This window comes from Ruegeria sp. CDSA221, assembly GCF_059611825.1.
In genome coordinates, this window is the sequence record NZ_JBXWPK010000005.1 from 253119 (window position 1) to 275074 (window position 21956).

Annotated in this window: 21 protein-coding genes and 1 pseudogene; 19 read left to right on the forward strand and 3 right to left on the reverse strand. The window is 57.5% G+C overall.

Annotated features, from left to right (window positions below):
• The first annotated feature begins 124 nt into the window (after positions 1 to 124).
• Positions 125 to 688, forward strand: a complete 564-nt coding sequence (locus tag AC2FJ5_RS10215; RefSeq protein ID WP_496694766.1) for a DUF4202 domain-containing protein — start codon at positions 125 to 127, stop codon at positions 686 to 688.
• Here AC2FJ5_RS10215 and AC2FJ5_RS10220 read toward each other — a convergent pair.
• Entirely contained in the window at positions 679 to 1335 is a 657-nt protein-coding gene (locus tag AC2FJ5_RS10220; RefSeq protein ID WP_496793278.1) for a ceramidase domain-containing protein, read from the reverse strand. The genes AC2FJ5_RS10215 and AC2FJ5_RS10220 overlap by 10 nt on opposite strands.
• Before the next feature lie 58 nt (positions 1336 to 1393).
• Here AC2FJ5_RS10220 and AC2FJ5_RS10225 point away from each other — a divergent pair, with 58 nt between their 5' ends.
• Together AC2FJ5_RS10225 and AC2FJ5_RS10230 are read left to right on the forward strand one after the other, a co-directional pair.
• Positions 1394 to 2086 (forward strand): metal-dependent hydrolase, encoded by a 693-nt coding sequence (locus tag AC2FJ5_RS10225; RefSeq protein WP_281972713.1) that lies wholly within the window; start codon positions 1394 to 1396, stop codon positions 2084 to 2086.
• 7 nt (positions 2087 to 2093) lie between these two features.
• Complete coding sequence (locus tag AC2FJ5_RS10230; protein ID WP_496793280.1) at positions 2094 to 3071, forward strand: nuclear transport factor 2 family protein; 978 nt, start codon at positions 2094 to 2096, stop codon at positions 3069 to 3071.
• Between the two features lie 25 nt (positions 3072 to 3096).
• Here the strand turns inward: AC2FJ5_RS10230 and AC2FJ5_RS10235 are convergent, their stop codons facing one another.
• On the reverse strand, positions 3097 to 3552 hold the full coding sequence (locus AC2FJ5_RS10235; protein WP_496750252.1) for a nucleoside deaminase: 456 nt from the start codon (positions 3550 to 3552) through the stop codon (positions 3097 to 3099).
• 61 nt (positions 3553 to 3613) lie between these two features.
• Here AC2FJ5_RS10235 and AC2FJ5_RS10240 point away from each other — a divergent pair.
• From AC2FJ5_RS10240 to AC2FJ5_RS10315, 16 genes and pseudogenes are all read left to right on the forward strand, one after another.
• Positions 3614 to 4420, forward strand: a pseudogene (locus AC2FJ5_RS10240) (pseudouridine synthase); the annotation flags it as partial.
• Between the two features lie 177 nt (positions 4421 to 4597).
• Positions 4598 to 5512: a 5-bromo-4-chloroindolyl phosphate hydrolysis family protein gene (locus AC2FJ5_RS10245; protein WP_496793281.1), complete on the forward strand. Its 915-nt coding sequence runs from the start codon at positions 4598 to 4600 to the stop codon at positions 5510 to 5512.
• A 31-nt stretch (positions 5513 to 5543) separates the two neighbouring features.
• A complete protein-coding gene (locus AC2FJ5_RS10250; protein WP_281994942.1) occupies positions 5544 to 6734 on the forward strand; it encodes a toxic anion resistance protein in 1191 nt (396 codons plus the stop codon).
• Positions 6703 to 7707, forward strand: coding sequence for a DUF2927 domain-containing protein (locus tag AC2FJ5_RS10255; protein WP_496701987.1), 1005 nt, complete (start codon positions 6703 to 6705; stop codon positions 7705 to 7707). The genes AC2FJ5_RS10250 and AC2FJ5_RS10255 overlap by 32 nt, the downstream gene beginning before the upstream one ends.
• 22 nt (positions 7708 to 7729) lie before the next feature.
• Positions 7730 to 8878 carry an SPFH domain-containing protein gene (locus AC2FJ5_RS10260; RefSeq protein ID WP_496793282.1) on the forward strand — a complete coding sequence of 383 codons (1149 nt, stop codon included), beginning with the start codon at positions 7730 to 7732 and terminating at the stop codon, positions 8876 to 8878.
• Between the two features lie 65 nt (positions 8879 to 8943).
• On the forward strand, positions 8944 to 9435 hold the full coding sequence (locus tag AC2FJ5_RS10265) for a cytochrome b (protein ID WP_496793283.1): 492 nt from the start codon (positions 8944 to 8946) through the stop codon (positions 9433 to 9435).
• Between the two features lie 18 nt (positions 9436 to 9453).
• A complete protein-coding gene (locus AC2FJ5_RS10270; protein WP_496793284.1) occupies positions 9454 to 10563 on the forward strand; it encodes a TFIIB-type zinc finger domain-containing protein in 1110 nt (369 codons plus the stop codon).
• Positions 10564 to 10644: 81 nt separating this feature from the next.
• Positions 10645 to 11313 (forward strand): nitroreductase, encoded by a 669-nt coding sequence (locus AC2FJ5_RS10275; protein WP_496701981.1) that lies wholly within the window; start codon positions 10645 to 10647, stop codon positions 11311 to 11313.
• 20 nt (positions 11314 to 11333) lie between these two features.
• The gene (gene dtd / locus AC2FJ5_RS10280; RefSeq protein WP_496701979.1) at positions 11334 to 11771 is read left to right on the forward strand and encodes a D-aminoacyl-tRNA deacylase; all 438 of its coding nucleotides are present in this window, start codon (positions 11334 to 11336) and stop codon (positions 11769 to 11771) included.
• Positions 11771 to 12874 carry a glycerate kinase type-2 family protein gene (locus AC2FJ5_RS10285; protein ID WP_496793285.1) on the forward strand — a complete coding sequence of 368 codons (1104 nt, stop codon included), beginning with the start codon at positions 11771 to 11773 and terminating at the stop codon, positions 12872 to 12874. Before dtd ends, AC2FJ5_RS10285 begins: the two co-directional genes overlap by 1 nt.
• 51 nt (positions 12875 to 12925) lie before the next feature.
• Positions 12926 to 14917, forward strand: coding sequence for a CocE/NonD family hydrolase (locus AC2FJ5_RS10290; RefSeq protein ID WP_496793286.1), 1992 nt, complete (start codon positions 12926 to 12928; stop codon positions 14915 to 14917).
• 125 nt (positions 14918 to 15042) lie between these two features.
• Positions 15043 to 16626, forward strand: coding sequence for an ABC transporter substrate-binding protein (locus tag AC2FJ5_RS10295; protein ID WP_496793287.1), 1584 nt, complete (start codon positions 15043 to 15045; stop codon positions 16624 to 16626).
• 15 nt (positions 16627 to 16641) lie between these two features.
• Positions 16642 to 17598, forward strand: a complete 957-nt coding sequence (locus tag AC2FJ5_RS10300; RefSeq protein ID WP_496793289.1) for an ABC transporter permease — start codon at positions 16642 to 16644, stop codon at positions 17596 to 17598.
• On the forward strand, positions 17598 to 18413 hold the full coding sequence (locus AC2FJ5_RS10305) for an ABC transporter permease (protein ID WP_142636698.1): 816 nt from the start codon (positions 17598 to 17600) through the stop codon (positions 18411 to 18413). Before AC2FJ5_RS10300 ends, AC2FJ5_RS10305 begins: the two co-directional genes overlap by 1 nt.
• Positions 18410 to 20047, forward strand: coding sequence for an ABC transporter ATP-binding protein (locus AC2FJ5_RS10310; protein WP_496677699.1), 1638 nt, complete (start codon positions 18410 to 18412; stop codon positions 20045 to 20047). The genes AC2FJ5_RS10305 and AC2FJ5_RS10310 overlap by 4 nt, the downstream gene beginning before the upstream one ends.
• 143 nt (positions 20048 to 20190) lie before the next feature.
• The gene (locus AC2FJ5_RS10315; RefSeq protein WP_496690969.1) at positions 20191 to 21027 is read left to right on the forward strand and encodes an alkaline phosphatase family protein; all 837 of its coding nucleotides are present in this window, start codon (positions 20191 to 20193) and stop codon (positions 21025 to 21027) included.
• Between the two features lie 4 nt (positions 21028 to 21031).
• On the opposite strand, the gene AC2FJ5_RS10320 is transcribed toward AC2FJ5_RS10315, so the two are convergent.
• Positions 21032 to 21955, reverse strand: coding sequence for an alpha/beta hydrolase (locus tag AC2FJ5_RS10320; protein ID WP_496793290.1), 924 nt, complete (start codon positions 21953 to 21955; stop codon positions 21032 to 21034).
• Between the last annotated feature and the right edge of the window lies 1 nt (position 21956).

Sequence of the window (21956 nt, forward strand, 5' to 3'; positions counted from 1 at the left end):
CGTCCGGGTCGGATCCCCCTCTCCGACCCGGAATTTCGCATTTGACTGCTGCGTTTGATTTGCCGACTCGCTACGATGCGTCCGAACACACCGCCGGATTTCCGGCAAGCCCACGGAGCATAGTATGAGCGCGCGAAAACAGGCAGTCCTGGACGCAATCGACGCAGCCAACACCCAAGATCCAACCTTAGAGAACGGCCAACCCGCAGCGTTGCTTTACGGACAACGCATGAGCGCTGAACTGGCCAGGCTTTTTCCCGATGCATCGAACTCGCTTGAGATCGCCGCACGCGGGCAACATGTTGAACGCTGGAAGCTGGCCCGAAGTGAATATCCCGAAGGGCGCGCCGGGTATCTGGCTTGGCGCAAGGCGCAGGGCGAACACCATGCGCAAACCGTCATGACCTTGATGAAGCAGTGCGGATTTGAAGAAAACGAAATCCAAGACGCCGGACGCATGGTGCGCAAGCAGGGTATCAAACGTGACAACGAGGTGCAGGCGCTGGAAGATGTGGCCTGTTTTGTGTTCCTCAAATGGTATTTCGCTCCCTTCGCCGAAAAGCACTCGCAGGAAAAAATCCTCAGCATAGTCGAGAAAACCGCGCGTAAGATGTCATCCGATGCACGCACCAGGGTTCTGGCCGAATTTGACCTGCCCGCAGAACTGGCTGCTGCGTTTCAGGCCTGAGACGCACGGCTTAGGTGCCTGCGGTAGACTTCGATCATCCAGCCCAACATCGTGGCGTTCAGGATGTGCCACAGAAAATGCGTACCAGTCGGGAACTGCATGCAAATCGGTGCGTCCAAAGCGCGAAAGGTAATCGACACGATCAGGATCACTGCGCCGGTCGCCAGCCCGCGGGCGGTATCAGGCCGGCGTTTCGACAACAGGATTGCGTAAATCAGGATCAATAGCGGCACCGGAGCATAGGCGGCCGATCCGCCCAGACCCGGAATCAGTTGGAACACCGGAATCGTCACAGCGGCATATGGCACAAACAGGGCCGCGCCGATCCCCGCGTAAAGCGGCCGCAACTGCCAGACGTCGCGATTCATTGCAAAAATATAGGTCAGAATAAAAAGCAGGATGGGTGCAGTATCCGCCAACGCGGACCAGACCTGTGCATGGGTGTGAAACAAATAACTGCCAATTCCGATGCCGACCAGGATAACCACAAGCATTTTTGCCAATGGCATCCCCGGCCCGCGCACCCGCCGCCACATAATGAAAGCCGCAATCAAAAAGGCGGTATTCGTAACCGCATTTATCGGCTCTGCCCAATAGGCAGGCGATAAACGCTCACAATAGCTGTCAATTTCCCGAAACCAATCCATGAAATTTTACATACCCGATGCTAGTCTGCTGCCAACAGTTCATTTGGGAGTGCTTTTCATGAATATCATCTGGCTTGGGCATGGCAGCTTTCGCATTGAAACAGCAGGACAGGTTCTGCTGATCGACCCTTGGCTGACCGGCAACCCCGTTTTGCCTGAAGATCAGCATGACGCTGCTTTGGAAGGCGCGACACATATCCTGCTGACACACACGCATTTCGATCATGTCGTTGACATTGTCTCATTGGCCAAACATCTGAACGTCCCCGTGGTCGGTCAGTATGACCTGATGGGGTACTGGAGCGAAGCTGAAGGTCTGGAAACAGTCGGCTTCAACAAAGGCGGCACGGTCAACCTGAACGGTGTTATGGTCTCGATGGTACCCGCCTCGCACAGCTCGACATTTTCAACCCCAGACGGGCTGCGCACCGGCGGCAGCGAGGTCGGTTTCATGATCTCATCCGAGGGGCACATGCTCTATGTTTCGGGCGACACCGATATCATGGCCGATATGGACTGGATGGGGGATTACTATAAACCCGATATAGGTATCCTGTCCGCAGGGGGCCACTTTACCATGGACATGAAAGGCGCCGCCTATGCTGCAAAGCGCTATTTCAATTTCAAAACCGTGATTCCCTGCCATTACAAGACCTTCCCGATTCTGGAACAATCCGCGCAGGTGCTGGCGGACGGTTTGCCGGGTGTCGAGGTGATCGAACCGCAGCTGATGCAAGCCATCAAGCTGTAGCCGCTTGATGAGTAACGCGGTAACACCCTCTCCAGAACTGGTCGCCGTCATACGGCGCTGGAATGATGCGGTTCGCCTCAAGGATCGCGCCGCGCTGATGAACCTGCTCTCGTCATCTGAACATCTGCGGTATCAGGGGTCGGCAGATGGCGAAAGCTGGTCCGGACAGGTGTTCCGCCGGGGCTTTGCCGACCACACCCGTGAAATTCCGGATTTCAGCTGGGACGAACATTCGCTCGAGGCGTTTGAATGCGGTGACATAGGATGGGCCCATTGCGAAGCAACACTTGCATTCACATCAAACGGCAAAGCCACGCTCCATAGGTTCACCTTTGTATTGCATCTGGAAAACGGTGTCTGGAAGATGATCCAGATGCATGTCTCCAACCCGACTTCGAACATGGAGAAAATCGGGATCGAGCATGAAGCGCTGAACGCATTGATCGCGGCAGCTCGGCAGGAATTCACTCAGGATCAACAAGAGGGCGCGGCATCGGTCATGTTTACTGATATCGCGGGTTCTTCTGAAATCACGCGTCAGGTCGGAGATCACAAATGGACCGCGCTCATATCCAGCCATTTCGATCTGGCTGAAAACCTGATTCACTCCCATGGCGGCCGACTGGTCAAATCACTTGGGGATGGCACGATGTCGATCTTCTCCTCTGTCCACGACGCGATCCAAGCGGCGACCGAATTCCAAAGGGAAAATGCGGCCCTACAGTCGGATATACCCTTGGGTCTTCGGGTTGGCATTCATACCGGCGATGTCATTCAGCGGGACGAGGATTTCTTTGGATCGGTGGTCAATAAGGCCGCACGGGTAACTGGCCTTTGTGGCGCGAATGAAATTCTTGTCACCGACGTTACCCGATTGCTGCTGGGCGCGACCGCCGGGCTACAGTTCAGCGCTCCGATTTCCGCTCAACTAAAGGGGTTCGGTGGGCCACAGACGGTCTATCGCGTGGACTGGGCCAAACCCTAGCACCGCAGGCCGGTCCCAACCCAGATTATTTACTGTCCCTCTTTTTGGTGAAGAATTCGCGCAGCAGGGCTTCGCAATCCTTGGCGGCAATACCGTCAAACACTTCGGGTTTATGGTGCGACTGTGGATGGGAAAACACCCGCGCCCCGTGAGCTACCCCACCCGATTTGGGATCAGAGGCCCCGTAATAGATCCGCCGAACACGAGCGGCGGCCAAAGCCGCGGCGCACATCGCGCAGGGTTCCAGTGTGACATAGATGTCGTGGTCAATCAGGCGTTCCGATCCGGTCGCAGCACAGGCGGCGCGCAGGGCCAGAATCTCGGCATGTGCGGTTGGGTCGTTCAACTCGCGTGTCTGATTGCCTGCCACGGCGACAACCCGGTCGCCCAGCACGATAGCAGCCCCTACCGGAACTTCGCCGCGTTCACCGGCTTCGCGCGCCTGCTCAAGCGCGATATCCATGTACGATTTGAACTCCATGCCTCTGACTGCATCAGAAACCTGCCTTTCGCAAGGCGGCGGGATGCGCTATGGGCTGCAAATGACTAATACCCCTCCTCCAGGCGACCGGATCGCCAAAGTCCTTGCCCGCGCTGGCGTCGCCTCGCGCCGGGAAGCGGAACGCATGATCGAAGCAGGTCGTGTGGTTGTGAACGGCAAGACGATCGACAGCCCCGCGCTGAACGTTACCGCCAAAGACAAGATCACCGTCGACGGCAAGCCGGTGTCCGAGCCGGAACCGTCACGTCTTTGGCTGTACCACAAGCCACCCGGTCTGGTTACGACGACGAAGGACGAAAAAGGCCGCGCGACGATCTTCGACAAGTTGCCCGAGGACATGCCCCGCGTCATGAGCGTCGGGCGGCTTGACCTGAACTCGGAAGGGTTGCTGTTGCTGACAAATGATGGCGGCATCAAGCGCAAGCTGGAACTTCCTGCCACCGGATGGCTGCGCAGATACCGCGTCCGTGTAAACGGGCGTCCAAAAGACGAGGATTTCGCGCCGCTCCGAAAGGGGCTGGTGATCGAGGGTGAACGGTTCCAACCGATGGACGTAACACTTGATCGACAACAGGGCGCAAACGCCTGGCTGACCATTGGCCTGCGCGAAGGTAAAAACCGCGAAATCCGCCGCGCCATCGAGGATATCGGCTTTACCGTGAACCGGTTGCTGCGCGTCTCGTATGGCCCGTTTCAGTTGGGCAAACTGAAACCCGGAGAGGTCGAGGAAATTCGCCGCCGGGTCATGCGTGATCAGCTTGGTCTTGAGGCTGAGCCCGAGGCTCCGGCCAAACGCCCTGCACGACCACAGCGCAAACGGCCTCCGATCGGCAAGAAATCTCGCAAATGATAAGGGTTAGGTAACCTTCCCCCTAGCGCCGGGGCCGCGCATCCCCTAAGTTTTCCGCAAAGAGAAACTCAGGGAGCATCATGTCCGGGTCCGGAGTACAAAAACTGGCCTACGTGGCCTTATTGGTTCTGTTGTTCGGCGTCTGCACCGGGTTACTGGGAGGGCTGTAAGCACATGGCCAAACGCTTTGGCGGCAAATACAGCCCACACGACTCAGATTCGTCGACAGATCAACCGGCGCGCGGTCAGTTTGATGGCGCGCGCGTCGAACCGGCTGGCGCGCGGGCTAATATCCTGTTTATCCCGGCTGTTCCATTGGTGTTTCTGTCGCTGAACGACGGTGCAATCGGGATGACCATTGGACTTGTTGCCGCTGGTTTGCTAACCGGGGCGGCCTTTCTGCTGCGCGAAGGGTTGCGGGCCGAAGCGGCCTATAACGCGCGGCGCACCGCACGGCGCCCGGCAATTCCCCGCAAGATATTTTCCAGCGTTCTGACCGGCCTTGGCGCCGGGTTGGCCTCATACCGATCCGAGTTTCTCGATGCGGCAACCGTGTCTGACGCCAGTCTCATCGCCCCAGCTTTATTCGGCACCGCCGCTGCTGTGTTGCATTCCGTTTCCTTCGGCCTGGACCCTATGTCAGACAAAGGCATGGAAGGCATCGATACATTTCAGCAGGACCGTGTCGCACGGGTAGTCGAAGACGCTGAGGCGCATCTGACCGAAATGACCGACGCCATCAAACGTGCTGGGGACCGCCGGATCGAAGCGCGGGTCGAGCGATTTCAGGAAACTGCCCGCGATTTGTTTCGCACCGTCGAAGAAGACCCGCGCGATCTGGCCGGAGCAAGAAAATACCTGACCGTCTATCTGCAGGGTGCCCGTGACGCGACGGTCAAGTTCTCGGATGTTTATGCCAGAACACGTGATGCACAGTCGCTGCAGAATTACTCGTCTCTACTGGATGACCTGGAACAGAATTTCTCTGCCAGGACCCGTAAGATGCTATTGGATGACCGCAGCGATCTGACGGTTGAAATTGACGTGCTGCGCGAACGGTTGCAGCGCGAAGGCGTTCGGTTGGACTGACCGGCCCAAAGTATACAGAGAGGATTACCCCATGTCCGAGGAAGTAAAGAACAAGGCGGTCGAAGCCGAAACGCTGGTACAGGAAGTGACCGCCGTAGCCCTGCCCGACCCCACGGCGGAAGTTGTCCTTCTGAAAGAGGCCGACGAGCCTGTAGGTGCTGAAATTCGTAAACGCATGGGCGAGATCGACATGGGGAACACGAACTCGATCGTGTCCTTCGGCTCGGGTGCGCAGGCCGAGTTGCAGGAAATCAGCCAGGCGATGCTGGCGGATGTACGCAACAAGGATGTCGGTCCGGCAGGTGACAGCCTGCGTAATATCGTGACCACGATCCGTGGTTTCTCGGTCAGCGAACTCGACGTGCGGCGCGAGCGTAGCTGGTGGGAAAAACTGTTGGGCAAGGCCGCCCCGTTCGCCAAGTTCACCGCCCAATACGAACAGGTTCAAGGCCAGATCGACCGGATCACGGATGACTTGCTTTCGCATGAACATACGCTGTTGAAGGACATCAAGTCCCTGGACATCCTGTATGAAAAAACCTTGGGCTTTTATGATGAGCTGGCGCTTTACATCGCGGCCGGCGAAGAGAAATTGAACGAACTGGACAGCCGGGACATTCCTCAGAAAGAGGCCGAGGTTCAGGCCGCGCCCGAAGAGGATCAGGTGATGAAAGCGCAGGAGCTGCGCGATTTGCGTGCTGCGCGCGATGATCTGGAACGCCGGGTGCATGATCTGAAGCTGACGCGACAGGTAACCATGCAGTCGCTGCCCTCGATCCGTCTGGTTCAGGAAAATGACAAATCCCTGGTGACCAAGATCAACTCGACCCTAGTGAACACCGTACCGCTCTGGGAAACCCAGCTGGCACAAGCCGTCACCATTCAGCGCAGCGCCGAGGCCGCCGCCGCCGTGCGCGATGCGAATGACCTAACCAACGACCTTCTGACCGCGAATGCCGCCAACCTGCGCGAGTCGAACAAGGTGATCCGTCAGGAAATGGAGCGCGGTGTCTTTGATATCGAGGCCGTAAAACAGGCCAATGCCGATCTGATCGGAACCATCAATGAAAGCCTGGAGATCGCGGATGAAGGCAAGGCCAAACGCGCCGCTGCCGAGCAAGAGCTGCAGAAGATGGAAACCGAACTGCGCGACACTTTGGCCGCAGCCAAAGCGCGCAAGGACGGTATCGGTGACAACGCCGGAACAGCTGTTCCGGGCTAATGGTGGATTGAAGGTGCGGTCACTGGGATATCTGAAGCCCGTATTGGGTCTGGTCGCATTGCTGGCGTTGGCCAACTGCGACGAGGCCCTGACGTCTTCGGTTGCCACTCAACCGCGCCCCGTAGTCCCCCCAGCGCCTGCCCCTAATGCCTATGTACCTCCATCTGCGGCCAGTCAGGATCTGGCGCGGTTCTATCAGCGGGTAGAACGTGACCTGCTAACGCGTGGTATGCTGCGCAGCGATGGCGGCGGGCCGGACACACCCTATGATGCCAGCGATCTGGAGCGCAATTTCGAGACGATTGCCTTTTTCAACGAGTATCCAGATCACGCCGTCACCGCGACCACATACTCGACCGAGGGCCAGCTTAGCCGATGGTCCGCCCCCATCCGTGTTCAGACAGAATTCGCCCCGTCTGTGTCCCCCGAAATGCGGGCAAAGGATGCCGAACAGGTCGAGACCTTTACCGCGCGGCTGTCCAAAGTGACCGGTCATCCGATGTCAGTCGTTACCCGCAAGGCAAATTTCCATGTCTTTTTCGCGGGAAAGGATGACAGTGCATACGTGGTCTCCCGCCTGAAACAGCTTGTACCTGGCATCGATCAGCCATTGCTTGACCTGGTTGCAAACCCGCGTTCAAATATTGACTGTTTTGTCATCGCGTCTCCGACCAACCGGTCCCTGCACCGGTTTGTTCGAGCGGTGGTGCTGATCCGTGCTGAATTGCCTGATATGCTGCGGCGCAGTTGCATCCACGAAGAAATGGCGCAGGGGCTGGGACTCTCCAATGACAGCAACGCTGCGCGACCATCCATCTTTAATGATGACGATGAATTTGCGCTGCTGACCAGCCATGACGAGAAATTACTGACAATGCTCTATGACCCGCGTCTTGAGCCTGGCGTGGCTGTCGAAGACGCGCGTCCTGTGGTGCGGATCATTGCGCGCGAACTGATGGGCCAGCAGCTGTGAGCCCAAGATAAGGAGACCCCAAATGGGTATTTTCGATTTTCTGACCGGCGAGTTCATCGACGTCATCCACTGGGTCGACGACACCCGCGATACGATGGTCTGGAGGTTCGAACGCGAGGGCCATGCGATCAAATACGGTGCCAAACTGACCGTGCGCGAAGGCCAGGCGGCCGTTTTCGTGCATGAGGGGCAGCTGGCGGATGTTTTCACTCCCGGTCTCTATATGCTTGAGACCAACAATATGCCGATCCTGACGACACTGCAGCATTGGGACCATGGCTTTCAGTCTCCGTTCAAATCCGAGATTTATTTCGTCAACACGACTCGCTTCAATGACCTGAAATGGGGCACCAAGAATCCGATCATGCTGCGCGATCCGGAATTCGGACCGACCCGCATTCGCGCTTTCGGTACTTATACAACCCGGGTCAAAGACCCAGCAAAATTCATGATCGAAATCGTCGGCACCGATGGTGAGTTCACGATGGACGAGATCAGCTTTCAGGTGCGCAACATCATCGTGCAGGAATTCAGCCGGGTGATCGCAGGATCGGGCATTCCGGTTCTGGATATGGCCGCCAATACCGCCGATCTGGGCAAGCTGATCGCAGCAGAAGTGACCCCGGTGCTGGATGGCTACGGGCTGGAGATGCCCGAATTCTATATCGAAAACATCTCATTGCCGCCCGCGGTTGAAGCGGCGCTGGACAAGCGGACCTCGATGGGGCTGGCCGGCGATCTGGGCAAATTCACCCAGTATTCGGCTGCCGAGGCGATGACAGCAGCAGCCAACAATCCCGGTCAGGGTGGTGGCATGGGTGCTGGCCTTGGCATGGGATTGGGCATGGCCATGGCACAGCAGATGTCGAACATGGCAGCGGGTCAGCCGAGCGGTCCGTGGGGCGGTTCCGCCCCCGCTGCCCAGCAACCTGCGGCGCATACGGCGCCTCCGCCGCCACCGCCAGTGGAACATGTCTGGCATATCGCCGTTGACGGGCAAACCAGCGGGCCATTTTCCAAGGCCAAGATGGGCCGCATGGCGACAGACGGAGAGATCACCCGAGACACCCATGTCTGGACCGCCGGTCAGGACGGCTGGAAAAAGGCGGGTGAGGTACAGGAACTGGCGCAGTTGTTCACGATCCTGCCGCCACCCCCGCCCGGAACCTGAAGTGACGGAAAGTCTAGGCAGCAACGTTTAACGCGTATCCGCAACCTCTCTGAAAGAGCAAACGAATGTCTACTTTGGACCGCTACTCAATGCCCCAAATCGTATTGCACTGGCTGATCGCTGTGATCATCATCGGCGAATGGATCAGCAGCGATGGCATGGTACGGGCCCTGCACGCCCGGCTCGAGGACAACACGGTCTGGACAGAATGGGCCACCCCTCATGTCTGGCTTGGCTGCATCGTCTTTGCACTGATCCTGGTCCGCATTCTTCTTCGGTGGCGACAGGGCGCGCCTGCCCCGGTCGAGGAAAGCTCGGCCCTGATGGCGACTGCAGCAAAGTTGGGACATCTCTTGCTTTATGCGCTGATGGTGGCGGTGCCAATCTTCGGCATGTTGGCCTGGTTCGGGGGTATCCATGTTGCTGGTGAGGTCCACGAAACCGTGGGCAATGCCCTGTTGTTCGTCGCATTAGGTCACGCTGCTTTTGCCATCTGGCATCATTTCATCAAACGGGACGGGGTGCTGAACCGGATGCGCCTGTCCTCTGGCCGATAACGTAAATTCGAGACTTCAATGGCCCCTACCGACCCTAACATTGTAGACGAACACCGCTTTCCCTGCGATCAATGCGGGGCGGATTATCGGTTCAATCCCGGTGATGGTACGCTCACCTGTGACCATTGCGGTCACTCAGAGGCAATTGGCGCCGGACCGTGGGGCGGTTCCAGCCTAAAAGAGCTGGATTTCAACAGTGCGCTTTCGGATCAGCTGCCTGACGATGAGATCGAGGAAACGCGTGTTCTGACCTGCCCCAACTGTGCGGCTCAAGTTGAATTTGACCCGGCCACGCACGCAGCCGAATGCCCCTTTTGCGCAACCCCAGTAGTAACGGATACCGGCATCAGCCGTCACATCAAACCCCGCGGCGTGCTGCCCTTTGCGCTGGATGAACGCACTGCGCATAAAGCGATGGGAGACTGGCTGGGACGGTTATGGTTCGCCCCAAACGGGTTGAAGGATTATGCCCGCAAAGGGCGCAAGATGCAGGGTATCTATGTTCCATACTGGACCTTCGATGCGGATACGAAATCCACATATCGGGGCGAGCGCGGTATAGTTTACTATGAAACACGCAGTGTCATGCGCGATGGCAAGCGTGTACAGCAAAGGGTCGCCAAGGTGAGATGGTCCCCGAAATCGGGCCAGGTCGCACGGTTCTTTGATGACGTTCTGGTTTTGGCATCGCAGTCTTTGCCCAAGAAGTACACCGACGCGCTGGAACCCTGGGATTTACCCGCGTTGGAACCGTATCAGCCTGAGTACCTCGCCGGTTTCCGGGCCGAGGCCTATACAGTCGAATTGAATGACGGCTACACCGAAGCCCGCACACATATGTCCCGCGTGATAGAACGGGATGTACGCTTTGATATTGGTGGCGATCGGCAGCGCATTCACGCGGTTGAGACCGATGTGCGCGATGTGACCTTCAAGCATATCCTTCTGCCGATCTGGATGGCCGCCTACAAATATCGGGGGCAGACCTACAGGTTTGTGGTCAACGGCCGCACCGGGCGCGTTCAGGGTGAACGTCCCTGGTCAGCGCTCAAAATCTCGGTCGCCGTGTGCCTTGGCCTGCTGGTGGCAGCCGGTGTTGGCTATCTGGTGGCAACCGGTCAACAGTGACCCTGCCGACCGCATCAGCCCTTGAACATCCGCCGGTCTGACATCATCCTGCGCCCTGTCAACGCCGATGGGGAGGCCTGTGTGACACTATCCGCTCTGAACAATCTACTGGATCAACGGCATTCCTGCCGCGCCTTCCTTTCTGACCCGGTGCCAAAGGATCAGATTAATCAGATCCTGACCAGCGCAGCCCGCGTTCCAAGCTGGTGCAATGCGCAGCCCTGGAACGTGACCATCACCAGCGGGCCAGAGACCGATAAGTTTCGGAAGGCACTGCAGGATGAGGTAACCGCGGACACGCCATCCCCGGACCTGCCCTTTCCTGCCTCCTATTCGGGCATCTACCAGGAACGACGCCGTGAATGCGGCTGGGCCCTTTACGAAGCCGTTGGCGTTGAACGCGGAGATCGCGCCGGGTCCACCCGGCAGATGATGGAGAATTTCGCCCTTTTCGGAGCGCCCCATTGTGCAATCATATCCAGCCCAACGGAACTCGGCGCTTATGGCGCCATGGATTGTGGTGGCTTTGTTACGGCCTTCACGCTGGCGGCGCAGGCTCTGGGCATAGCGACAATTCCGCAGGCCGCAGTGGCCAGCTATGGCCCTTTTCTGCACCGATATTTCAAAATCCCGGATGACCGTCTGATCCTATGTGCGATCTCTTTCGGCTATGCAGACAAAGACCACCCGGCCAACGGGTTCAGAACCAGTCGCGCCGCGCCCGACGCGTTTGTCGAGTGGGTCGACTGACCATCAAATGGAGGAACCAAATGCGTGCGCTGTTGCAGAGGGTCTCGCTGGCAAAAGTCTCGGTCGAGGGTACGGTGATCGGACAAACCGGTCCGGGCCTGCTGATACTGGTTTGCGCGATGCAAGGAGACGACGACCAAAAGGCCGAACAGCTTGCTGCCAAGGTCTCGAAGCTGCGGATATTCAAGGATGAGGCCGGCAAGATGAACAGGTCGGTTCTGGATATGGGCGGCTCGGCCCTAGTAATCAGCCAGTTCACACTTGCCGCTGATACCTCGCGCGGGAACCGCCCGGGGTTTTCTGAAGCCGCACCGCCAGAGGTTGGAAAACGCTTGTATGAGGTTTTCGCGCATCGGCTAAGTGGTCTTGGCGTCCCTGTCGAAACCGGCCAGTTCGGGGCGGATATGGCCGTGGAACTGGTCAATGACGGACCGGTCACGATCTGGGTCGAAAGCTGATGGAGCAAAGGCAAAAGGCAACCCGAATATGGCAGGCCGGGGTTGACGCGGTTGGTGGATATGCGGCGACGTTATCCGCCTTGAACGATGTAGAGCAGCCCAACCAAATTCTGGCTGTCGGCAAAGCTGCGGCGGCGATGACCCGCGCAACGCTGGACCATTTCGGCCCCCTCCCCGCTTTGGTTGTCACCAAGGATGGCCACGGGGACGCCCTGCCTGACCATGTCAGGGTGATCGAGGCCTCTCATCCCGTTCCTGATATCCGCAGTCTGCAAGCGGGCCGCGCACTGCGTGAGATGGTCCAGTCGATGGGATCATCTTCGCATTTGCTGCTGCTGGCTTCGGGCGGGGCCTCGTCTTTGGCTGAGGACCTTGTACCCGGCAAAACGCTGGCGAATCTGGAGCAGTTGAACCGAAAACTGCTGTCGGAAGGGTTGAATATCTCTGAAATGAACGCCGAACGGCGCAAACTGTCCCAAATCAAAGGGTCTGGCCTGTTGGCCCAGTTCAAAGGAGCGAAGGCGACTGTTCTGGCGATTTCCGATGTGCCCGGCGATGACCTGAACGTTATCGGATCGGGCATTGGCGCACTTCCTGAGCCGCGCGATTTTCAGGGAGTTGCGCGCATCGTTGCATCGAACAAGCATGCCCGTGCTGCCGCCGTCCGACAGGCCATGGCCGAGGGCGCACCCGTTTTAGCGAATGAGGAATGCCTGCACGATGACCTGAAAAGCATAGCAGCCCGTTTGGGGCCACAGCTGCGCAATATGCCCGAAGGCGTCATGGTTTTCGGTGGAGAGCCAACTGTCGTGCTGCCCAGAAATCCAGGCAAGGGTGGGCGCAATCAGGCCCTCGCTTTAGCGTTGGCCAGAGAAATCGCGGGTATTGCTGGGCTGACGCTGCTTGTCGGGGGCACCGACGGCACCGACGGGCCGACCCAGGCCGCGGGGGCGATTGTTGACGGGACCACCTGGGGCGATGGTGCGGAAATGGCGCTGCGGGATGCTGACAGCGGCAGCTATCTGGAACGCGTAAATGCTCTTTTCGTCACCGGACCGACCGGAACCAACGTAATGGACCTTATTGTCGCAATCCGAGGCTGATTTGACGATTTTCACCTGCACCAAATCCCTTTTGGCCCCGAGACTGACCGAATGAATCCAGCCGACAATTCGCTACTCGACATCGAAGACCTGCCAGATGTCGGCATTCACATGCCGGATGGGTGCCGGCTTTCAGCCCGGATATGGAAGCCGTCGAATGCAGAAAGCCACCCTGTACCTGCCATTCTGGAGTTTCTGCCCTATCGCAAGCGCGACGGCACAGCGACACGAGACGCCCTGACCCATCCTTGGTTTGCCAAGCGCGGCTATGCCTGCATCCGAGTGGACATGCGCGGCAATGGTGACAGCGAAGGGCTGATGGCGGATGAGTATACCCAGCAGGAACTTGACGATGCAGTTGCAACTATCGAGTGGTTGGCGCAGCAACCGTGGTGTTCTGGTTCTGTAGGCATGATGGGGATCAGTTGGGGCGGTTTCAATGCATTGCAGGTGGCAGCACTACAGCCAGAGGCGCTGAAAGCGATTATCACGCTGTGCTCGACCGCCGACCGGTATGCGGACGACATCCACTACAAGGGTGGCTGCCTGCTGAACGAAAATCTCGGCTGGGGTGCGACCATGTGGTCTTATTCATCGCGCGCTCCCGATCCGGCCCTGCGTCCGAACTGGCGCGAGCTGTGGCTGGACCGCCTTGAGAACGAGCCCTTTCTGCCCTCTGTCTGGTTGCGCCATCAGACGCGAGATGACTATTGGCGTCACGGGTCAGTCTGCGAGGATTTCAGCGCTATCCGGGCGGCGACTTTGGCTGTTGGCGGCTGGGGTGACGCCTATAAGAATTCGGTGCCTTTATTGGTTGAACAGCTTGATTCTCCGGTCAAGGGGATCGTCGGACCTTGGGTTCACAAGTATCCGCATTTTGCTGTTCCCGAGCCCCGAATCGGATTTCTGCAAGAGGCCCTGCGTTGGTGGGACCATTGGTTGAAAAGCCAGGATACTGGCATCGACCAGGAACCCGACTATCGCGCATATCTTATGGATGGGGTACGCCCCCAGCGCTGGTACAAGGAACGCCCCGGTTGCTGGATAACCGAGGATAAAGGCGCGACCTCGCATCTTCCTATTCAAACTCTGAATATTTCTAATGCTGGGCTGGACCAACCCGGACCCCTGGACACGTGCATCCGATCCCCCCAGACCTGCGGGATGGAAGGCGGAGAATACTGCGCCATCTGGTTGGGGCCGGATATGCCGGGCGATCAGCGTGTGGATGATGCATTTTCGGCCTGTTTCGACAGCGCCCCACTGGCCAATGATTTGAACATCGTGGGCGCGCCGCAAATATGCCTGCACATCAGTGCCGACCGTCCCTATGCCCAGATGGCCGTGCGCTTGAATCACGTCCATCCCGATGGGGCAACAACACGCATAACATACGGTGTCCTTAACCTGTGCCATCGCGATACCCATTCGCAACCGACCGAATTGGTCCCTGGCAAGGTTTACGAGGTCACGCTGGATCTGGACCATATCGCTTATCGGGTGCCAAAGGGACACCACTTGCGGATTGCGGTATCCAGCGCCTATTGGCCGCTGATCTGGCCTTCGCCCGAGTCTGCAGAACTGCATCTGACCGAGGGCCAAATCAAGCTGCCCATCCGTCACGCGGCTAGCGAGGCATATGTATTCCCTCCCCCGGATGCCGAGGCCGCACACGACATCACGACTGTCCGAGACAGCCGGAACTCTCGACAGGTCGAAACTGACATGAACTCGGGGGAAACTCATCTGATTATAGAAGATGACTTTGGCCTTGTTACAGACAAGCACCACGGCCTGACACATGGCGGAACAGCCTTTGAACGTTGGTCGATTCGCCCTGATGACCCGTTATCTGCGCGCGGATATTGCCATTGGACACAAGAGATAATCCGTGATGGCACAGAGCTGCGTACAGAAACATCTTGCGAAATGTGGTCAGACGCCGGAAACTTCTACCTCTGTGCTGAACTCAAGGCATTTGAAAACGGCAGTTTGGTATTTTCAAAGACTAAGGAGGATACCGTACCGCGTAATCATATGTGAAATTCAAGCAGGTCTGAGCCGGACTTTTTTCTTGCTCGACCAACCGAATTGCGCCTAACTTGACTGGCGCGTCAATAAAAAAACCCGTCAGGGGCTGACGAGATAAATCACTGGGAGATATCTGAATGAACGAACAAATCACTCACATGGCCAAGCAGGTTACAGCCGGCAAGCTGACCCGCCGCGAATTTATGGGGAAAGCTGCAGCACTTGGTGTGTCTGCTGCGATGGCCAGCACAATGTTTGCCGATGCTGCACGCGCGGCCGATCCGAAAAAGGGCGGTGATCTGAAGATTGGCCTGCAGGGCGGGGAATCCACCAACTCGCTGGACCCGGCCACCTATGCCAGCTCGGTCCCGTTCCAGAACGGCAAACAGTTCGGCGACACGCTGGTCGAGGTTGCGCCCGATGGATCGATCGAAGCACGTCTTGCCGAAAGCGTAGAAGGCAGTGCTGACGCCAAGGTCTGGACCTTCAAGCTGCGCCCGGGCGTAGAATTCCACAACGGCAAGACCATGACCAGCGAAGACGTGCTGAAGACCATGGAACGCCACTCGAATGAAGATTCCAAATCGGGTGCCCTGGGCATCATGAAGGGTATCGAGTCGATGAAGGCCGACGGAGACAACTTCCAGGTTACTCTGACCGAGCCGAATGCCGATCTGCCTTATCTGATGGCAGACTATCACCTGATCATTCAGCCGGATGGCGGCATGGACAATCCTGGTGCAGGCATTGGTACCGGCCCATACCAGCTGGAAGTCGACGAACCTGGCGTGCGCCACGTGTTCAAGAAATTCGCTAACCATTGGAGCGACTACGGCAACTTCGACAGTGTCGAAGTGGTTGTCATCAACGATGCAACCGCACGAACCGCCGCGCTTCAATCCGGTCAGGTTCACGCGATCAACCGCGTTGAACCCAAGGTAGCCGATCTGTTAGGCCGCGCGCCAAACCTTACGGTGAATTCGACCGCAGGCCGTGGCCACTATGTGTTCATCATGCATTGTGACACCGCCCCATTCGACAACAACGAACTGCGTCTTGCACTGAAGTACGCTATTAATCGTCAGGAATTGGTCGACAAGGTTCTGCGTGGCTATGGCTCTGTCGGTAACGACATGCCGGTTAACGCAGCCTATCCGCTGTTTGACGGTTCGATCCCGCAGCGTGAGTTCAGCGTCGAAAAAGCTGCCGAGCATTATAAGAAGTCCGGCCATGACGGCTCGCCGATCATTCTGCGCGTTGCGGATGGTGCCTTCCCGGGCGCCGTGGATGCGGCCGCTCTGTTCCAGCAAACCGCCGCTCAGGCTGGTATTCCGCTGGAAATCAAGCGCGAGCCCAACGACGGCTATTGGTCCGAGGTTTGGAACGTTCAGCCGTTCTGCGCCTCGTACTGGGGTGGCCGTCCGGTGCAGGATCAGATGTATTCGACCGCGTATCTGTCGACTGCGGACTGGAACGACACCCGGTTCAAGGTTCCGGCATTTGACGAGATGCTGTTCGCAGCCCGTGCCGAGTTGGATAACGACAAGCGCAAGGACATCTACAAAAAGATGGGCATGATGGTCCGCGACGAAGGCGGCGTAATCTGCCCGATGTTCAATGATTTTGTCGAAGGCGTCAGCAATCAACTTGCTGGTTGGGAAACCGACCCAGGACAAGAGATGATGAACGGCCAGATGTCGCGCAAGATGTGGTTCGCCTGATAAGGGCATCGGATTATGCATCCTATCATCAAACTGGTCTCCCAGCGCCTTGCGCTGGGATTCCTGCTTCTCTTCGGTGCATCGGCTCTGATTTTCGGCCTCACCGAAGCCTTGCCGGGCGACGCTGCACAAGCGGTCCTCGGTCAATCCGCAACCCCAGAAGCGCTGGCGAACCTGCGCGAAGAAATGGGCCTCAACCGCCCTGCCCTAACCCGATATGCTGAATGGCTTGGAGGAATTGCTCAGGGCGATCTCGGTCAATCACTCACCAACAAACTCGACATCGCAGAAAGCATCGGCAAACGACTGGGCAATACACTGTTTTTGGCCTGTGCCGCCGCCGTTGTATCCGTACCGCTAGCCATATTTCTGGGCCTGCTGGCCGTCCGGTTCCGCAATCGCTGGCCGGACAAACTGATTTCTGCCGTTACACTTACTACGGTTTCGATCCCCGAATTCCTGATCGGCTACGTGATTATCTATTTCGTTTCCGTAAAACTGGGCTGGTTTTCCTCGCTTGCGATGATCAACGATTCGATGTCCTTCGGTGAAAAGCTCTATGCAATCGCCTTGCCGGCCTTTGTGCTGACGCTGGTGGTATTGGCACAGATGATGCGGATGACCCGCGCCGCAATCCTAAACCTGATGCAGTCGGCCTATATCGAAACGGCTGAGCTGAAAGGTTTGTCCAGTTTTCAGGTCATCGCGCGACATGCCTTCCCCAACGCGATTTCGCCCATTGTCAACGTTGTTATGCTGAACCTGGCCTATCTGGTCGTGGGCGTCGTCGTGGTCGAAGTGGTGTTCGTTTACCCTGGCATGGGGCAATATCTTGTGGACTCGGTGACCAAGCGTGACGTGCCTGTGGTTCTGGCCTGCGGCGTTGTCTTCGCTGCGGTCTATATCGGGCTGAACATGGTTGCCGATATCGTGTCCATCCTTGCCAATCCAAGACTGAGGCACCCGAAATGATGAAGAATCTTCCTATTTCGGCCATGATCGGTCTGTTTTTCACCGGGCTGTACTTTTTCGTGGCGCTCGCGGCACCCCTGATCGCTCCTTACGGCATGGCTGAGGTGGTCGGTGATGTCTGGGAACCGTCCAGTGCCAAACACCTGTTGGGTACGGACAATATCGGGCGCGATCTGCTAACTCGCATGATCTATGGCGGGCGCACGACCATCTTTATCGCTGCTGCTGCCACAATCCTCAGCTTTGCCACCGGCACCACGCTGGGCTTGCTGGCCGCTGTTCTTGGTGGCTGGGCCGATCAGGTCCTCAGCCGAGCGGTTGACCTGGTCATGTCGATCCCGACACTGATCCTGGCGCTGGTCATTCTGGCGATTGTCCCGGTGACTGTCCCGATCCTGATCCTGGTGATGGGCCTGCTGGATGCCACACGCCCCTATCGCCTGTCGCGATCTGTCGCTGTGGATATCAATGTGATGGACTATGTTGAGGCTGCCAAGCTGCGCGGTGAGGGTCGTATCTGGATCATCTTCCGGGAAATCCTGCCCAATGCTCTGTCGCCTCTGGTGGCCGAGTTCGGATTGCGGTTCATCTTTATGGTTCTGTTTATCTCGACCCTCTCGTTCCTGGGTTTGGGCGTCCAACCGCCGCTGGCGGATTGGGGTGGAATCGTGAAGGAAAACAAAGACGGTATCGTCTATGGCATCGGCGCGGCGCTATATCCGGCTGTTGCCATCGCGACCCTCGCCATCTCGGTCAACCTTGTAGCTGACTGGGTCCTGAACCGTACCACATCGCTGAAAGGAGGCCGGGGATGAGTGATACCCTTCTCAAGGTCCGCGACCTCAAAATCGGCGCGACCGTCTATCCACCGGGTGAAAAACCCCATGATATCGAAATCGTGCACGGGGTCAGCTTTGACCTTGAACGCGGCAAGGTGTTGGGGCTGATCGGTGAATCCGGGGCCGGTAAATCCACCATTGGTCTGGCCTCAATGGCCTATGGCCGAGGTGGTGTTGAACTCACCGGCGGAGAGGTTTGGGTTAACGGGCGCGATATCCTGAAAACCCCGCATAGCGATATCCGCAATCTGCGCGGAGGCGAAGTAGCATATGTTTCGCAATCCGCCGCAGCATCGTTCAACCCAGCCAAGAAGATCATGGATCAGGTGATCGAAGCCGCGGTGGAGCACAAGAAGTTTTCGCGTAAAGAGGCCGAAGCCCGCGCGCGGGAACTGTTCGCCAAGCTGGGGCTTCCCGATCCGGACAATATTGGTGATCGCTATCCGCACCAAGTTTCGGGCGGTCAGCTACAGCGGTGTATGACAGCGCTGGCGCTTTGTCCTGAGCCTGATCTGGTGGTGTTCGACGAACCGACAACTGCGCTGGATGTGACCACCCAGATCGATGTTCTGATGGCCATTAAGGAAGCCATTCGTGATACCGGCGTTGCCGCGCTCTATATCACCCACGATCTGGCAGTCGTTGCGCAAGTCAGCGACGACATCATGGTTCTGCGCATGGGTAACACGGTCGAGTACGGCAACACCGATCAGATCATCAACAACCCGCAGGAAGAGTATACCAAGGCGCTGGTCTCGGTCCGCTCCATCGAACATGAAGAAAAGAAGCCAACTTCCGAACCAGTGCTGACAGTTGACGGGATCACTGCGCGCTATAAGGGGCTGAATTTCGACGTGCTGCACAACGTCAATGTCGAGCTCCATCCGGGCCAAACATTAGCGGTTGTGGGCGAATCCGGTTCTGGCAAGTCCACGCTGGCACGGGTGATCACTGGGCTGCTTCCACCGCGCGATGGCGAGATCAATTTCGCCGGACGCAAGCTCAGTGGCGATCTGAAGGGCCGCAGCCGTGAAGACCTGCGTGAGTTGCAGATGATCTATCAGATGGCAGACGTGGCGATGAACCCGCGTCAGACCGTCGGCACGATCATCGGGCGCCCGCTGGAGTTCTACTTCGGTATGCGCGGCGCCGAAAAGCGCAAGCGGATCGTGGAACTGCTGGATGAGATCGAGCTGGGCGAGAAGTACATGGATCGCTATCCGGCGGAACTGTCTGGCGGCCAGAAACAGCGTGTTTGCATTGCGCGTTCATTGGCGGCCAAGCCCAAGATGATCATCTGTGACGAGGTCACCTCGGCGCTGGATCCGCTAGTCGCGGATGGTATCCTCAAACTGCTGCTGGACCTGCAAAAGATCGAGGATGTGGCCTATCTGTTCATCACCCACGATCTGGCAACAGTGCGCGCGATCAGCGACAGTATTGCGGTGATGTATCAGGGCCGAGTCGTCCGCTACGGCCCCAAGTCGCAGGTGCTGAGCCCACCGTTTGACGACTATACCGACCTACTGCTCAGCTCTGTCCCCGAAATGCATCTGGGCTGGCTGGAAGAGGTCGTCGCCCACCGCAAAATGGAAAGCGCCGGGAACTGATCCCGGCCCTTCCTGTAAGTTTATGAAATCCCGGCGCCATTCGATCAAGGTGTCGGGATTTTGCCATTTGGGGCGGGATCAGGCAGCCAGACCGCACCGAATCTTTTAGGGTCGGCTGAAGCAATCTGAAAAAGGGTCAGAGCATGGACCGCAAACTTCTCCTCATCATTCTGGACGGTGTTCCATGGCGCAATTTCCGTCGTTTGTTCGGCAATCTGGAAGGCTGGGTCGACACCGGCGAGGCGCGCGTTTGGAAGAAGCGCGCTGTGCTGCCGTCAATCTCGGCAAGCTGCTATGCCTCGATCCATACCGGTGTTACACCGCAGGAGCATGGCTGTACCGGCAATGGCAACGTGTTCCGCCTGAGTCAGAAGGACATCTTCAGCCAAGTGCGCGAAGCCGGCGGCGTGACTGGGGCTGTGGCCCACAGCTTCTGGTCGCAATTTTTTAACCGCCATCCATTCGACTATGTCCGCGATGTTGAATACGACGAGCCCAACAGCAAAACGATCAATCATGGTCGGTTCCACACGATGACAGGCTATGGCAAAGCCAACCAGATGACGCCCTGTGACGTCGATCTGTTCGCGACGCTGACAAATCTCTGCCTACGCCATGGCTTGGACTATGGATTGCTGCATACCAGCACTTTGGACAGCATGGGTCACAGATTCTTTCATGAATGTGAAGAGATGGACCATGCCTGTTTCGTGATGGACGAAATGCTGGCCCCGTTTATCCCGCGCTGGCGGCAGTTGGGTTACGACGTCATCGTTACCGCAGATCACGGCCAGGACGATCGTGGCCATCACGGTGGGCGTGGCGCATTGCAGCAGGAAACCGCGCTGTATTACTTCGGTGACGCCGAAGGCCCCGATGCGGACGCTGTGATCGACCAGCTACAACTGGCGCCCACGATTCTGGGCCGTTTGGGTGCCCCGGTTGCCGAAACCATGAAGGGTCAGCCCTTCTTGAAGTAGGGAATCAGTCGTAGGGCCAGATCTGCTGGCCCAACGCCTCTATCGCCACCGAGATCCTCTCGAAGCTGTCCGCCGCACGTTTGACCATGGTGCGCGCCCGCAGATAGCCGTGCACAAGGCCGGGTTCATTGATGCAATGAGCTTGCCCACCTGCAGCCCTGATCTGCTCGCAATAGATCGCACCATCATCACGTAAGGGATCACAATCTGCAGTTACCACCACGGTTGGGGGCAGCCCCGAGAAATCCGTGTCATGCAATGGAGCGAATGTCGGGTCGTTTTCCGGCACATCTCCACCACAGCGCATCTTCTCGTAAAAACTTACATCCTCCAGCGTCAGCAAAGGCGCATGGGCATGTTCCTTATAGGAACCACGGGATGAATCTCCGCCCAAGCCTGGATAGATGAGGACCTGACCAAGAAGATTGTCGAACTGCGTCCGTCCGTGCTGTGAAACTGCGGCGGCCAGATTTCCACCCGCGCTGTCGCCCGCCAGAACGAAAGGGTCCTGGAACTCTTGCACCGCCCAGTTGGTTGCCGCCCAGCTATCGTGAAACTGGGCAGGATGAATATGTTCGGGGCTCAGGCGGTAATCCACGGCAATCACCCGATACCCAGTTTGTGCACAAAGTTCGGCACAGACATCGTCGTGACTGTCCAGTCCGCCGACGACAAACCCGCCTCCGTGGAAATAGATCACCGTCCGGCTTGGATTGCCTGCGGTGTAAATGCGAACAGGCACGCCATCGGCGCGCCTGTCTTCTGTTTCAACACCCATTGGGCGAGGTTGGCGAAAATCCTTGCACATTACGTCATAGACGCCGCGCTGATCTTCGATCGACAATTCGACCGCGTCATCAGGATAGCTTTCAGCCGTTCGTCTTATGAACGCCCAGGTTTCTTCATCAATCAGACGTTCATAGTTCATA